Origin of the sequence: Streptomyces sp. MI02-7b, from assembly GCF_033793585.1 — a bacterium.
In the GTDB taxonomy this organism is placed as follows: domain Bacteria; phylum Actinomycetota; class Actinomycetes; order Streptomycetales; family Streptomycetaceae; genus Actinacidiphila.
The window spans coordinates 43,350-57,407 of sequence record NZ_JARAWX010000019.1 but is presented as its reverse complement, the minus strand read 5'-3'; the positions used below and the strand labels follow the sequence as shown (position 1 = coordinate 57,407).

Below are 14,058 nucleotides of genomic sequence, written 5' to 3'. Positions count from 1 at the left end.
CCGGGCGCGTGCGTCAGGCCGTCCGTACCCCGTACCCGGGTACGGACGGCCAGCGCACCGTCAGCACGACGGACTCCTCCTCCGCGTACCAGGAGTGGTCCACCCCGCGCCCCCACACGACGTAGTCGCCCTGTTCCGCGAGCACCACGCTGCGCCCTGGCAACTCGACCCGGAAGCGGCCGCTGATCAGCACCAGCAGTGCCGTGCGCGCCTCTCCGCGCACCCACGCCGCCCGCTCGTCCCCCTGGGGGTGCACCCCCCACTTGATCTCCACGTCCGTGCTGTGCCGGGGGTCGCCGGCGTCCTTGAAGTGGCCCAGGAGCCATCCCCGGTCCAGTGCCGCGTCCCGGCCGGCGTTGCCCACGTACACGCTGTCGTCCATGGTCGCGACGCTAACACCCGCTGGTCGGCGGCCCGCCGCACGCCGTCCCTCAGCGGAAGGCGGCGGCATTGCGCGCCACCCAGGCGGCGAACGGCCGAGCGGGGCGGCCCAGCAGTGCCTCGGCATCGGGGCTGACACGCCGCTCCGCGGGGAGCGGCTGCCCCAGGATGTCCAGGGTGCCGTCCGCGACGGCCTCGGGCATGAAGCGCAGCATGCCGGACCGGGCCTCCTCCCGGCCCAGTTCGACGAAGCGCAGCGGCTCGCCGAGCACCTCGCCGATCACGGCGGCCTGCTCCCGCGGCGAGACGGGCACCGGACCCGTCAACGCGTAGGTGCGTCCGGTGTGTCCGGCGTCGCGCAGGACGACCGCCGCGGCGGCCGCGATGTCGGCGGGGTCGACCACCGGAAGCGCGACGTCGGCGAAGGGCGCGGCCACCGTACGCGCCGTGCGCACCGACTCCGCCCAGGCGAAGGCGTTGGAGGCGAACCCCGCGCCCCGCAGGACCGTCCAGTCGACGCCGGACTCGCGCACCGCGGCCTCGAAGACCCGCAGCGGCTCGTGGGAGGCAGCGTCCGGGCGGGTGCCCGCGGCCTGCGAGGAGAGCAGCACGACGCGCCGCACCCCGGCCGCCTTGGCGGCGCCGACGAGGTCGTACGGCCGGCCGCCGGGTCCGAGGAGGTCCGGGGCAGGCAGCAGGAACAGCGCCTCGGCGCCGTCCAGCGCCGCGCGCAGCTCCTCCGGGGCGGTGAGGTCGACCTGGTGATGGTCCACGCCGGCGGGAAGTTCGCCCTGCGCCGGGGTCCGGCGGGAGAGCGCCGTCACCGGCTCCCCCGCCGCGGCGAGGACCCGGACGAGAGTCTGTCCGACGTTCCCGGTGGCACCTGTCACTGCGATCATCTTCGGCTCCGTTTCGGCCTGTTGACTGCGACAGGACGAAGCTAACAGCGCAGGTATAGTAGGTACCTAGAAGATAGTGACTATGCCGGACCACCCGAACTCCGACCGAGGTGTGCCCCGATGAGCAGTCCCTCCGCCCGCACCGCCCCCTCCCCGGCCGCCGATCCCGTGCTGGCCTGCCCGATCAGCCCGGTCGTCGACCTGGTCTTCAGCCGCTGGACCACCCCGATCCTGTGGACGCTGCACGCCCACGGCCGGCAGCGTTTCGTGGAACTCCAGCGCCGGATCGGCTCGGTCACCCCGAAGGTCCTGACGCAGCGCCTGCGCCAGCTGGAGCGTGACGGCCTGGTGGTCCGTACCTACTTCCCCGAGGTGCCGCCGCGCGTCGAGTACGAGATCAGCGAACTCGGCGGCAGCCTGGCGCCGCTGTTCGCCTCGCTCGCCGACTGGTCGCAGGGCCACATGCCCGAGGTGGACCGGGCGCGATCGCGGTACGACACGGCCGACTGACGCCGGGGACCACGGGCCGGCGGGCCCGTGGTCCCCGGCGCGCCGCGCCTAACGCAGCACCACGTCGGCGCTCTTGTCCCCCGCGGTGAAGGTGTACGTGCCCCGCTCGACGCGCGGCGTGCCCGAGCCGTCGATGTCGCCGGGCGTCACCGCGAGCGCGCTCCTGGCGAAGTCCAGCCGGACGGTCCTGCGCTCGCCCGCCCTCAGGTGGACCTTCGTGAACGCCACCAGCTTGCGCGCGGGCGCCAGCACGTCGCTGACCGGCCGCGACGCGTAGACCGGGACCACCAGGTCACCGTCCCGGGCACCGGTGTCGGAGACCGTCACCCTGACTCCCCTGGAGTCGGCGGTGAGGGCGTCGAAGCTGTACGTCGTGTACGACAGCCCCGCGCCGAACGCGTAGAGCGGGTCGTACGAGGACTCCGGACCGCCGTTGGTGCCCGGCAGCTGCTGGTAGTACATCGGCTCGTCGCCGATGTTCCTCGGCCAGGACACCGGCATCCGGCCGCTCGGGTTGACCTTGCCGAAGAGCACGTCGGCGACGGCGTGGCCGCCCTCGGTGCCCGGCAGCCAGGACATCAGCAGCCCCTGGGTGCCCTCGGCGTCGCCCAGCACCAGCGGGCGCCCGGCCACGACGACGGTGACGACCGGCTTGCCGCTCGCCTTCAGGGACTTCACCAGCGCCTGCTGATCGTCCGTCAGTTCCGGGCGGGGGCTGTCCGCCGCGCCCTCGGCGCCGGCCTTCTCGCCGACCACGACGACCGTCAGGTCCGCGTTCTTCGCCTGGGCCACGGCGTCGTCGGCGGTCTTGGCCTGCACCACCTCGGTACCGGCCGGTGCGGCCTCGCGGATGCCCTCCAGGATGGTCGTGCCGGGCAGGGTCACCCCGTCGGGCACGCCCTGCCAGCCGATGGTCCAGCCGCCCGCCTGGTCGTTGATGTCGTCCGCGTAGGAGCCCGCGACGACGATCCGCTTGGCGGAGGGGCTCACCGGCAGCACGCCGCCCTCGTTGCGCAGCAGCACCTGGGACTGCGCGGCCGCGGTGCGCGCCAGGCCCGTGTCGGCGCCGTTCACCGCGGCGTCGGCCTTGGCCGCGTCGACGTACGGGTGTTCGAAGAGGCCCAGTTCGAACTTCATCCGCAGGATACGGCCGACGGCCTCGTCGATCCGCCGCTGCGGGACCAGGTGCCGGTTCACGGCGGTCTTCAGGCCCTCGCTCCACTCCTTGGCGAAGTACGGCTCCATCGCCATGTCGAGGCCCGCGTTGACGGCCAGCGCGATCGCCTCGGGGTAGTCGGCGGCGATCTTGTAGCGGGTCTGCAGCGCCCGGACGTCCTCCCAGTCGCTGACGGTCACGCCCTTGAAGCCCCACTGCTGCCGGAGGACCTTGGTGAGCAGGTAGGTCGAGGCGGTGGCCGGAACGCCGTTGACGGCACCGGAGTTGACCATGACGGACTTGGCGCCCGACTGCACGGCCTGTTTGTACGAGGGCAGGAGGGTGTCCTGCAGATAGCGGATCGAGACATCGGCGGGCACCCGGTCGTGGCCGTTGGCGGGCTCGGAGTAGCCGCCGAAGTGCTTGACGGTGGCGGCCACCCGCTTGGCGCCCTTGGCGTGCTCGGCGCCGTCGACCGCGGCGGCGGCCAGGGTGCCGGCGAGCAGCGGGTCCTCGCCGTACGTCTCGTAGTAGCGGCCCCACCGCTGGTCGCGGGCGAGGTCGGCGACGGGGGCGAAGTTCCAGTCGATGCCGGTGGCGGCGACGGCGCGGGCCGTGGCGGCGGCGGAGTCGTGCACGGTGCCCGGGTCCCAGGTGGCGCCCAGGCCGATCTGGTGCGGGAAGATCGTGGCGCCGAGCACGTTGTTGTGCCCGTGCACCCCGTCCACGCCGTACACGATCGGAATGTGCAGCCGCGAGTTGGTGATGGCGTACTTCTGCACGGCGTTGACCATCTTCGCCCAGTCCTGCGGGGTGTTCTTGGCGGGGGCCATGCCGCCGCCGGAGATCACCGAGCCGACCGGGTAGTCGGCGAGGACGGTCCTCATGCAGCTCTCGTTGAGCTCGCCGCCGCTCCATTCGCAGTCGCCCTGGATCCGGGCGACCGCGATCTGGTCCATCTGACCGATCTTCTCGTCCAGCGTCATGCGCTTGAGGAGGTCCTTCACGCGCAGGTCCACCGGCGCGCCGGCCCGCGTGTACAGAGGGCCGTCGGCCTGGGCGGGCACGGCCGCGACGGCGGCGGCGCAGGCGGCCGCCGTCGCGAGGACCACGAGGTTTCTCAGGCGTGAGCGAGTGGGGCGTGTGCGCGGTTCGTTCGCAGGCATCGCAGGCATCCCGTTCCCTGTCCGGCCCCGCAGGGGCACTGGCCGTAAACGTTTCCGGCTGCTGTCGCCCCAAGAGCCTGACGCTGACATGACACATCGTCAAGACTGTGAGCGTGATGCGAACCCCCGGAGACCAGACCCCCGTCCCGCCGCCCCAGGGCGCCACCGCCGTCACCCTGCGCGAACTCGCCCGCCGCAGCGGAGTGTCCACCGCGACGGTCTCGCGTGCGCTCAACAACCGCGCCGACGTCAGCGAGGCCACCCGTGAGCGCATCCGCCGGCTCGCCGGTGAACTCGGCTACGCCCCCAACGAACCGGCCCGCACCCTGGTCCGTCGCCGCTCCGACACCATCGGCCTGCTGTGGGACACCTGGCACGAGTCCCAGGGACTTCACCACCCCTTCCTCCAGGGCCTGCTGAGCTCGGTGCGCACCGCCCTGTCCGAGGCCGGCTACCACCTGATGCTGCTGACGACGGCCGGCCCCGGCGATCCGGACGGGGTGTACGTCCAGGCCGTTCGCCGGCACAGCCTGGAAGGCGTCATCGTCATGGGCCGCCCGGCCGACGACCGTGCCCTGCGCGTGCTCGCCGCCTCCGGGACGCCCTGCGCGGGACTCGACGTCACCTTCGACGGCCCGCGCACGGCCGGCGTCGCCTCCGACAACGCAGGAGGCGCCGAGACGGCGGTGGCCCATCTGCACGCGCTGGGTCACCGCAGGATCGCCACCGTCACCGGGCCGCCCGACCTCCCGCCCGCCGCCGAGCGGTTGGCCGGATTCCGTGCCGCGTGCGACCGACTCGGGCTGCCCGCGCCGGCGGAGTACGTGGTCACCGGTGACTTCTTCCTCGAAAGCGGCCGCCGGGCCGTGCACCGGCTGCTCACCCTGCCCGAGCCCCCGACCGCCCTGTTCGCGGCGGGCGACCTCATGGCCATCGGCGCCCTGCGCGCGGCCGCCGAGGCAGGCCGGTCCGTGCCGAGCGACCTGGCCGTGGTCGGCTTCGACGACATCGACGCCGCGACCCTGGTCAGCCCCGCCCTCACCACTGTCGCGCAGGACCGCCGCGCCCTCGGCGCCGCCGCCGTCGCCGCCCTGCGCGACCTGCTCGGACCGGGTCCGGCCGAACGCCCGGCCCCCTCGGTGGTGCCGACCCGGCTGGTGGTACGCGACAGTTGCGGGGCCAGGGCGGACTGACCGCGCGTCACCTTGCGGCGGGGTTGCGGCATTCACGCGATGTGTCCGGGTACGTATCCGGTCATGAGCATCACCCGCCCCGCCGCCCGCGCCCTGGCCGCGACCCTCGCCGTCATCGCCGTGACCGCCATCGCCGCGTGCGACCCGGCGGACGACGGCACCAGCGACCGGCCGTCCGGCGGCCGCACCACGGCCCCCGCCACGGTCGCCGACCTCCCCGACCTGCACGGCATGGGCCTCCAGGCAGCCCAGGACCGGGCCCAGTCGCTCGGTTTCCACCGGATGGACTCGCACGACTCCCTGGGCCGGGGACGCGAGCAGATCTGGGACCGCGACTGGAAGGTCTGCTTCCAGAGCCCCGCGCCGGGCCGCCGCCCCACCGCGACGACGGTCGACCTCGGAACGGTCAAGCTCGCCGAGACCTGCCCCGCGAGCGACGCGACCGCGCCCCCGACCGCAGGTGCCACCATGCCCGACCTCACGGGCGCGTCCCTGAAGGTGGCCCGTCAGGCCCTTCCGTCCGCGACGAGCATCACCGCGGCGGACGCCACCGACCAGGACCGCTTCATCCTCCTGGAGAGCAACTGGCGGGTGTGCTCGCAGAGCCCCGCCCCCGGCTCGGCGCTGCACGGGCAACCCGTCTCCTTCACGGCCGTGAAGTTCGGCGAACGCTGCCCCTGACCCTGGTGACCGCACCCCGAGGCGGTCGGCACCGCCCTCCCGTCATCACCTCCTTGACAGGTTACGAATTCTCGTGCGAAGGTCGTCACTCTTCCGGCAGGTGACGGGCGAGGAGAGGCTTCACACGGCATGGCTGAACGACGGAATCGCGCGGCCGACGGCGCACCGGTGGCGCGCCGGACGATGCTCGGCATGCTCGGGCTGGGAGCCGCCGGCCTCGCCACCGCACCATGGCTGCAGCGCGGGTGGGAGAACGTCCTCGGCGCCGCCTCCCAGGTCGACCCCACCGGGATCACCGGAGTGCTGCCCAATCCCGGCGGCTTTCGCTACTACAGCGTGGTGGGGTCCGTGCCCCGCAAGGACGCGACGAACTACCGGCTGCGGGTCAACGGCCTGGTCGACCGGCCGGGGACGTACACGCTGGACGAGCTGCGCGCCCTGCCGCAGACCCGGATCGTCCACGACGTGCAGTGCACGGACGGCTGGCGGGTGGCCGACACCCCGTTCACCGGTGTGCGGCTCTCGGAGCTCCTCGACGCGGCCGGCGTACGGCCGGACGGCACCGCGGTCCACTTCACCTGCTTCGACGGCGTCTACACCGAGAGCCTCACCCTCGAACAGGCCCGGCGCTCCGACGTCATGGTGGCGCTGACCATGCAGGACAAGCCCATCAGCCACGAGCACGGCGGGCCCGTCCGGCTCTACGTGGCTCCGATGTACTTCTACAAATCGGCCAAGTGGCTGTCCGGTATCACCGTGACCGACCGGGTCGTACCCGGCTACTGGGAGGAGTACGGCTATGCCGTCGACGGCTGGCTCGACGGAGCCGACACGCGCGGCGGCGCCGCCGCGGCCTGAACGCCCCGGCCTGATCGCCCGGTTCACCCGCGCGGAACGCCTGGTCCACCGGGCGACCGGCTGGCTGATGCTGCTCTGCGTGACCACCGCGGCCTGCCTGTACCTGGCACCGCTGGCCCAGCTGGTGGGCCGCCGCCACCTGCTCGTCACGGTCCACGAGTGGTCGGGGATCCTGCTGCCGCTGCCCTTCCTGCTCGGCCTCGCCTCACCCGCGTTCCGCGCCGACCTCCGCAGGCTGAACCGCTTCGCGGGGTACGACAGGCAGTGGCTGCGGGCCGTCCGCAAGCGCCTGACCTCCCCGGACGCCCGGCCGGCCGGCAAGTTCAACGCGGGACAGAAGGTCTACGCGGGCTGGATCGCCGGGGCCGTGTTGATCATGATGGCCACCGGTCTGCTGATGTGGTTCACGGGGGTGCTCCCGTCGGTCTCCCGCACCAGCGCGATCTTCGTTCACGACATCCTGGCCTGGGCCGTCGCCGCCGTGCTGTTCGGCCACATCCGCATGGCGTTCCGCGACCCGCAGGCCCGCCTGGGGATGCGTACGGGGTACGTCGAGCGGAAGTGGGCACGACGGCTGCATCCCCGGTGGCTGGACGACGGCCCGGAGGCCGGTCATGACTCCGGACGGACCGGCCCGCGGCGGTGATCCGGCCCGGGCGACGGGTCAGGAAGCGGTTCTTGTGCCACAGCCCGCGGCGGGGAGGTCGAGGGAGACCTGCCACAGCCGGCGTGCCTGCCGCCGGTCCAGCGCGTGACCGGCCACGCCGCGGCGGACACCCGGCTCATGGGGACCGGCCTCGTTGCAGTCTTCGAGCACCACCCGTACGACCCCGGGGCCGCCTACGGCCAGTCCAAGACGGCCAACGTCCTGTTCGCGGTCGAGGGCGCCGAGCGGTGGGCCGCCGACGGCATCCGTGTGAACGCCCTCAACCCGGGCCGGATCGCCGGCACGCGCCTCGTCCGGCACATCGGCGTGCCCACCAACGCCCCGGCGTCCTTCGAGCCGGGGCGCAGCGACGGGGTGTCGGTGAAGGACGACGAGCAGGGCAGGTCGCCCCGCGCAGCGATGTTCCTCCTGACGTTCCGGTCGCCGGACTGGAGGAGTCGCAGCAGAACGCTGCCCGGCGCGGACGAATTCCAGGACAGTGCCGCCGGCACCGCCTCATGGGCGTCGGACATTCCGCCTCCGGTGGACGATCGGGGACACGCACCCGCGCGGGCCTGGTGCAGGCTACGCGATCTCCAGCGAACTGCCGCCGGTGCCACCGGACTTCCCCGCGTACGGAGATCGGGCGAGGGGGCGGGCCGGCTGCCCGCTCCGGTCGGTGCGGCGTCCGGGCGCGCCCGCCCTCGCCCCGCGCACCGCTTCCACCCCTGGGTTGCGGGAGGATACTCAGGCGTAGACTGAGACGGCAAGCGTGCCGCGACCAACGCGCACGGGCGGAGACGACGCGGGAGGTACCAGTGCCGTCCGGAAGGCAGGTGTCGGGCCCCACGGAGGACGAGCCGACCTGCTCCATCGAGCGGAGCCTGCAGATCCTCGGGGAACGCTGGTCACTGCTGGTGCTGCGCGACATCTTCGCCGGCCGGCACCGGTTCGCCGAGATCCAGACCTCGCTCGGCGTCGCGCCCAACCTGCTCAGCGCCCGGCTCAAGCTCCTCGTCGACTCCGGCGTGCTGTGCACCCGCACGTACCAGGAGCCCGGCAGCAGGCCCCGGCAGAGCTACCACCTCACCGAGGCGGGACAGGACCTGCAACTGGTCCTGGCAGCACTCCAGCAGTGGGGCGACCACCACCGCCCCCGTCCTTCGGGCCCCTCCGCGGACCGGCGGACGCTTTCCACCAGCCGCCCGGTCCGCGTCGGCTTCCTCGACGAGAACGGCCACGAGGTGCCCGGCGCCGATGTGGCCATGCTCAGGGACCAGAGCGCCGGAGCCTGACGCAGGCCCTCCCCATGCCGACCGCTTGCCCTCCGGGACGAGTCAGGGCCGGACGACCCTGAGCGGCCGGCCGTCCGGGCGTGAGGATACGCACACCCAGGACCGCCGTCTCCCCTGGGCCGCCCCGGGGCCGTCCACCGGCTCCGACCTGCGCATTCGCCGCACAACACACCACCCCCACGATGCTTCTCCCCACCCTTTGACACTTGTCGACCGGTCATCTACCTTCGAATAGGCGACCGGTCGGCTAGCGACTCGGCCGCCACCCCTCAACCCCGCACAAGAAAATCGGAGCACCCCTGTGGCCACCCCCGTGAAGCTCGCGATCGTCTACTACTCCTCCACCGGCACCATCACCGAGATCGCCAGGGAGCTGTACGACGCCGCCCTCAAGACCGGCGCCGAGGTCCGCCTCGTCAAGGCCGCCGAGCTGGCCCCGCAGTCCGCCATCGACAGCAATCCCGCCTGGGCCGCCAACCACGCGGCCACCTCCGGCGTCCCGCACGCCACCCCGGAGGACGTCGAGTGGGCCGACGCCGTCATCTTCGGCACGCCGACCCGCTTCGGCAACGTGTCCTCGCAGCTCAAGCAGTTCATCGACACCCTCGGCGGCCTGTGGGCCCAGGGCAAGCTGGCCGACAAGGTCTACAGCGGCTTCGTCTCCAGCGCGACCGCCCACGCCGGCCAGGAATCGACGCTGCTGGCGCTCTACAACTCCATCCACCACTTCGGCGGCGTCACGGTCACCCCCGGCTTCACCGACCCGGCCAAGTTCGTCGACGGCAACCCCTACGGCACCTCGCACGTGGACGGCCAGGGCACCAACCCCATCGACGACACCACGCGCACGGCCGCCCGCATCCAGGCCGAGCGCGTCGTGCGGCTCGCCGAGCGGATCAAGGCGGCCTGACACCCCGGCGGGACCGCGCTTACCGCGCACCGCACCCAGAGCATCCCGGCCGGCGCCACCCCGAAGGCGGCGCCGGCCGACCGCTGGCCGGCGTATCCGGCCTGACTTGCGTAACTAAAGTTAGATGCATAGCCTGGCACGACCAGGTGCGTTCGCGCCTGCGATCGGACCCGTCGGGACCTCCCGAGGGGGATTCGATGCCACCGCGGCCGTACCGGGTGGCGCGGCGGCGGCCGCGAACCGCCGGGCCGCGCTCCCCCGGGCGTGTGCTCGTCGCAAAGGAAGCCCCATGAACATCGAAGGTTCGGTCGCCCTGGTGACCGGCGCCAATCGCGGCATCGGCCGCGCGTTCGCCCGCGCGCTGCTCGACCGCGGCGCAGCAAAGGTCTACGCCGGTGTCCGCGATCCGGAGAGCGTCGTCGACCAGGACTTCGTCCCCCTGCGCCTGGACGTCACCGACCCCGAGCAGGTCGCGGCGGCCGCCGCCGTCGCCGGCGACGTGAACATCCTGGTCAACAACGCGGGAATCGGCGGCGCCACGGCCAGCCTGCTCGAAGGCCCCCTCGACGGCCCGCGCCAGGCGATGGAGGTCAACTACTTCGGCACCTGGAGCGTCTCCCGGGCGTTCGCCCCGATCCTGGCCCGCAACGGCGGAGGCGCCGTGGTGAACATGCTGTCGCTGGCCTCGTGGGTGGGGCAGGCGGCCTTCCCGGGCTACGCGGCCTCGAAGGCGGCGCAGTGGTCGCTGACGGACGCACTGCGGCAAGGGCTGGCGGCACAGGGGACCCTGGTCGTCGGCGTGCACTCGGGTTTCGTCGACACGGATCTCAGCGCCTGGACGGACGCGCCGAAGATCAGCGCCGCCTCCGTGGCCGAGATGACCATGGACGCCCTGGCCGCGGACCTGTCCGAGGTCCTCGCCGACGAGCAGACCCGGCTCGCCAAGGCCGCCCTGTCGCAGCCGGTGGGCACCGCCCACGTCAGCTGACGCGGCACGGCCGTCCGCGCCCGGCGGGGCATCGAGCCCGCCTCGCTGAACGTCCGTGCCAATAGCCGGAGTTCTCGAGCGCAACCGCGGGACGGGGGCCCGGGCGTCGCGCCGTGCAGGCGCAGTCCGCCTGCCACGACGTGACGTCCCGCCGCGGGCCGCAGGGGTACGGCGCGGGCGGTGGGACGCCGGGCGCCGTCCGCGGCGAGGGGCGCGGCGCACTCCCCGTTGCGGACGGCGCGGTCCCGGGCGGCTCAGTGACCGGCGCTCTGACCGCCGTCGACGTGGAGGATGACACCGGTCACGAACGGGGCGTTCTCCAGGTAGACCACCGCGTCGACGATGTCGTCCACCTCGCCCAGCCGGCCCACCGGCTGCAGTCCGGCGAGGGCCTGGTGGTGCTCCTCGGAGTGCATCGGGGTCCTGATCGTGCCGAGGGAGACGGCGTTGCTGCGGACGCCGCGCGTCGCGTACTCGATGGCCAGCGCCTTGGTGGCGGACTGCAGGCCGCCCTTGGTCAGCGCGGCCAGCACGGAGGGCACGTTCGAGTTCGCCTGGTCGGCCAGGGTGCTGGTGATCTGGACGACGTGGCCGCCGCCCTGCTCCAGCATGCGCTCGACGGCGAGCTGGGTGATCCGGAAGAAGCCGTCCACGTTGACGCCGAGCACCGCGTCGTACTCGTCCTCGGTGTACTCGGTGAAGGACTTGGCGACGAAGATCCCCGCGTTGTTGACCAGGGTGTCGATGCGGCCGAACCGCTCCATGGCAGCGGCGATCACGCGGTCGGCGGTGTCGCGGACCGCGATGTCGCCCTGGACGGTGACGATCTCCGGGTCGCTGGACCCGGCGATGTTCCGCGAGGTGGCGACGACGGCGTACCCGAGCTTGCGGTAACCGTCGACGAGGCCCGCGCCGATCCCCTGCGAGGCGCCGGTGATGACCGCGACCTTCTGGCCCTGGTTGCTCATGATGCCCTCTTCCACGGTGGGAGACATGGACGAACCGGTACTGAACGACCGGCCGTCACCAAAGTAGACGACCGGTCGACAACAGTAAAGGGCCGATGGTCACCCGGTGACGCCCGCCTGCCGACGACCGCGGGCGCCGTCAGCGCTGTCAGCGCCGTCCGGGTACGCGTCGTGCGGGAACCCGATGCGCAGCACGAGAGCCGCCGCGGCGGCCGCCAGCACCACGAGGGCTGCCAGGACCAGCGCCCGGTGATAGCCGTGGTGCAGCAGCGGCGCGGCGGCCAGCGGCCCGAGGATCTGACCCACCGAGTACCCGGCGGTGAGCAGCGCCACGGCACGGGGGAACCGCAGATGCGTCCCGGTCGCCAGGGCCAGCGAACTGACACCGAGGAAGGTCGCCCCGAAGAGCACCGCCGAGACGAGCACCGCCGCCACACCGCCGACCAGCGCCGGCAGCGCGATCCCGACGGCCTGGACGACCAGCGCGGCCGGCAGAAGACCCGGACGGGACCAGCGCCGCCCCAGCCCCGCCCAGAACGCGGAGGACGGGACGGCCGCCAGGCCCACCAGGACCCAGGCGCCGCTGCCGAGCCGGCCGGGCGAACCCTGGTCGACGGCCGCCACCAGGAAGGTGCCGGCGATGATGTAGCCGACGCCCTCCAGGGTGTACGACACGAAAAGGGCGGCGAACCAGCGGTGCCCGCGTACTCCCGTCGGCCGCCGTCGCGCCCCGGGGGCGTCCGCGGACGCGGCCGCCCCGGACGCGGACCCGGAAGGCGGCCCCGGCACCGGCTCCGGACGCATGGCCCACGCCGGTACCGACAGCGCCGCCGCCAGAGCGGCGGACACCCACCATGCGGCCCGCCAGTCACCCAGGTCACCCACGCCGCGCAGCGCGACGACGAGCAGCCCGGAGAGCGCGATACCGGCACCGACGCCGCCGAAGGCCCAGCCGGACAGGTGCGCGGGATGCTCGCGCAGGTGGCCGTGGAGGGAGTTGACGGCGATGACGAAGACCAGCGCGCTGGCGACGCCCGCCACCAGTCGCAGCACCAGCCACACCCCGGTGGCGTGTGTCACCGGCATCAGGGCGAGGCTCACGACGAGGACCGTCAGGCATCCACGCAGTACGGCGGAGGAGCGCAGCAGGCGCGGCAGGCCGATGCCCGCGAGGGCACCCACGAGGTATCCGACGTAGTTGGCGGTGGCCACATGCGCGCCCGCGGCGGCGGTCAGGCCCGCCTGGGTCTGCATCAGGGGAAGGATCGGGGTGTAGACGAAGCGGCCGACCCCCATGGCGGCGGCCAGCGCGGCGGCCGCGCCGAGCACATGGGCCCAGGGTGAGCGGAACGCCTCGCCGGGTGCGGCGGCCGGGCGGCGGGGGGACTCGCGTCGGATGGACTGGTACATGACAGATGCCCTCGGGTGGGACCGCTCCAGGGCGCACCGCGGACCGCTCCCCGCGCCGGCCATGACGGGACGGACGTGGCCGGCGCGGGGAACGGCGGCGTGGAGCGACGGGTGGGGGGACGGAAGGCGCGATCAGCCCGCGGCGGCGTTCCGGCCGGGGTCGTTGGGGTGCGCCTGGAGCGCGGTGATCACGGGCGTCATCCAGGGCGCGAGCGGCAGCGTGCCGAGGACGTTCTCACGGAGGTCGGCCTCGTCGTCCGCGCACCACAGCCCGATGCTGCGCAGTTCGCCGACCGGGCGCCACAGTCTGACCAGGTGGCCGGTCGCGGCCAGTTCCGCGGCGCGTACGGCCTCGGCCGCGCGCCGCCGGTCCACCTCGGCCGGGTCGGTTCCCTCGGGAACGGTGGTCGTGAGCTCGACCAGGAACTCCTTCATGGTCCTGCCTCTCGTGAGTAGTGGTGATGAGGGTCGCGTGGAGCCGTCAGTGATCGGTGGCGACGCGCGAGACGTGGTACTGACGGATGCGCCACGCACCGCCCTCGCGCTGCAGGACCAGGGACAGGTGCACCGCGGCCTCCCAGCCCGACGGGTCCCGGAACGTGACGTCGGCGAACCCGCCGGCCGTCGCATCGCCGATCTCGTAGGTGTGCACCTGCCCCACGTGGGCCCTGCGGTAGTCGGGCACGGCCGCGTAGTAGTCGCGGACGGCCTCGCGCCCGGAGAGAACCTCGGGCCCGAATCCCTGGAACAGGGCGTCGGACGTGAACAGGTCAGCCATGGCGTCGAGTTGCTGGGTGTCGAAGGCGGTCTTCCAACGGCTCAGCATGTCGTGCATGGGGTGGGTCTCGGTGTCGGCGGTCACGGTGCGGGTCTCCTCGGGGACGACGGAAGGGCGACCGCGCCCTCCCGGGCGGGGGCGGACGCGGCCCGGAACGCGATCGGGCGTCGGCCTGCCGGACCGGACGCCGCGCCTCGCGCGGGCGGCCGCGCCGGAAGC

At 73.1% G+C, this 14,058-nt stretch carries 15 protein-coding genes and 1 pseudogene; 9 read left to right on the top strand and 7 right to left on the bottom strand.

Features of this window, described 5'->3' with window-relative positions; genetic code table 11:
* Positions 1-13: 13 nt before the first annotated feature.
* Both PV364_RS28010 and PV364_RS28005 read right to left on the bottom strand, forming a co-directional pair.
* The gene (locus PV364_RS28010; protein ID WP_319663140.1) at positions 14-382 is read right to left on the bottom strand and encodes a signal peptidase I; all 369 of its coding nucleotides are present in this window, start codon (positions 380-382) and stop codon (positions 14-16) included.
* A gap of 49 nt (positions 383-431) precedes the next feature.
* Complete coding sequence (locus tag PV364_RS28005; RefSeq protein ID WP_319663139.1) at positions 432-1,280, bottom strand: NAD(P)H-binding protein; 849 nt, start codon at positions 1,278-1,280, stop codon at positions 432-434.
* A 120-nt stretch (positions 1,281-1,400) separates the two neighbouring features.
* Between PV364_RS28005 and PV364_RS28000 the strand changes: the two genes are divergently transcribed.
* Complete coding sequence (locus tag PV364_RS28000) at positions 1,401-1,790, top strand: helix-turn-helix domain-containing protein (protein ID WP_319663138.1); 390 nt, start codon at positions 1,401-1,403, stop codon at positions 1,788-1,790.
* Between the two features lie 48 nt (positions 1,791-1,838).
* Here the strand turns inward: PV364_RS28000 and PV364_RS27995 are convergent, their stop codons facing one another.
* On the bottom strand, positions 1,839-4,058 hold the full coding sequence (locus PV364_RS27995) for a glycoside hydrolase family 3 N-terminal domain-containing protein (RefSeq protein ID WP_319663137.1): 2,220 nt from the start codon (positions 4,056-4,058) through the stop codon (positions 1,839-1,841).
* Between the two features lie 170 nt (positions 4,059-4,228).
* Between PV364_RS27995 and PV364_RS27990 the strand changes: the two genes are divergently transcribed.
* The 8 genes and pseudogenes from PV364_RS27990 to PV364_RS27955 all read left to right on the top strand — a co-directional run bounded on the left by PV364_RS27990 (position 4,229) and on the right by PV364_RS27955 (position 10,683).
* On the top strand, positions 4,229-5,305 hold the full coding sequence (locus tag PV364_RS27990; protein ID WP_319663136.1) for a LacI family DNA-binding transcriptional regulator: 1,077 nt from the start codon (positions 4,229-4,231) through the stop codon (positions 5,303-5,305).
* A 63-nt stretch (positions 5,306-5,368) separates the two neighbouring features.
* Positions 5,369-5,986 carry a hypothetical protein gene (locus PV364_RS27985; RefSeq protein WP_319663135.1) on the top strand — a complete coding sequence of 206 codons (618 nt, stop codon included), beginning with the start codon at positions 5,369-5,371 and terminating at the stop codon, positions 5,984-5,986.
* Positions 5,987-6,115: 129 nt separating this feature from the next.
* The gene (locus PV364_RS27980) at positions 6,116-6,844 is read left to right on the top strand and encodes a molybdopterin-dependent oxidoreductase (protein ID WP_319663134.1); all 729 of its coding nucleotides are present in this window, start codon (positions 6,116-6,118) and stop codon (positions 6,842-6,844) included.
* On the top strand, positions 6,786-7,490 hold the full coding sequence (locus tag PV364_RS27975; RefSeq protein ID WP_319663133.1) for a cytochrome b/b6 domain-containing protein: 705 nt from the start codon (positions 6,786-6,788) through the stop codon (positions 7,488-7,490). Before PV364_RS27980 ends, PV364_RS27975 begins: the two co-directional genes overlap by 59 nt.
* Positions 7,491-7,652: 162 nt before the next feature.
* Positions 7,653-7,814 (top strand): annotated as a pseudogene (locus PV364_RS27970) (oxidoreductase); the annotation flags it as partial.
* A gap of 512 nt (positions 7,815-8,326) precedes the next feature.
* Positions 8,327-8,785 (top strand): helix-turn-helix domain-containing protein, encoded by a 459-nt coding sequence (locus PV364_RS27965; RefSeq protein WP_319663132.1) that lies wholly within the window; start codon positions 8,327-8,329, stop codon positions 8,783-8,785.
* Positions 8,786-9,086: 301 nt separating this feature from the next.
* Entirely contained in the window at positions 9,087-9,695 is a 609-nt protein-coding gene (gene wrbA / locus PV364_RS27960; RefSeq protein WP_319663131.1) for an NAD(P)H:quinone oxidoreductase, read from the top strand.
* Between the two features lie 289 nt (positions 9,696-9,984).
* Entirely contained in the window at positions 9,985-10,683 is a 699-nt protein-coding gene (locus PV364_RS27955) for an SDR family oxidoreductase (RefSeq protein ID WP_319663130.1), read from the top strand.
* A gap of 254 nt (positions 10,684-10,937) precedes the next feature.
* On the opposite strand, the gene PV364_RS27950 is transcribed toward PV364_RS27955, so the two are convergent.
* From PV364_RS27950 to PV364_RS27935, 4 genes are all read right to left on the bottom strand, one after another.
* Complete coding sequence (locus PV364_RS27950; protein ID WP_319663266.1) at positions 10,938-11,651, bottom strand: SDR family NAD(P)-dependent oxidoreductase; 714 nt, start codon at positions 11,649-11,651, stop codon at positions 10,938-10,940.
* Between the two features lie 99 nt (positions 11,652-11,750).
* A complete protein-coding gene (locus tag PV364_RS27945; RefSeq protein WP_319663265.1) occupies positions 11,751-12,947 on the bottom strand; it encodes a YbfB/YjiJ family MFS transporter in 1,197 nt (398 codons plus the stop codon).
* A 246-nt stretch (positions 12,948-13,193) separates the two neighbouring features.
* A complete protein-coding gene (locus PV364_RS27940; RefSeq protein ID WP_319663129.1) occupies positions 13,194-13,496 on the bottom strand; it encodes a muconolactone Delta-isomerase family protein in 303 nt (100 codons plus the stop codon).
* A gap of 46 nt (positions 13,497-13,542) precedes the next feature.
* Positions 13,543-13,923, bottom strand: a complete 381-nt coding sequence (locus PV364_RS27935) for an SgcJ/EcaC family oxidoreductase (RefSeq protein ID WP_319663128.1) — start codon at positions 13,921-13,923, stop codon at positions 13,543-13,545.
* Positions 13,924-14,058 lie beyond the last annotated feature (135 nt).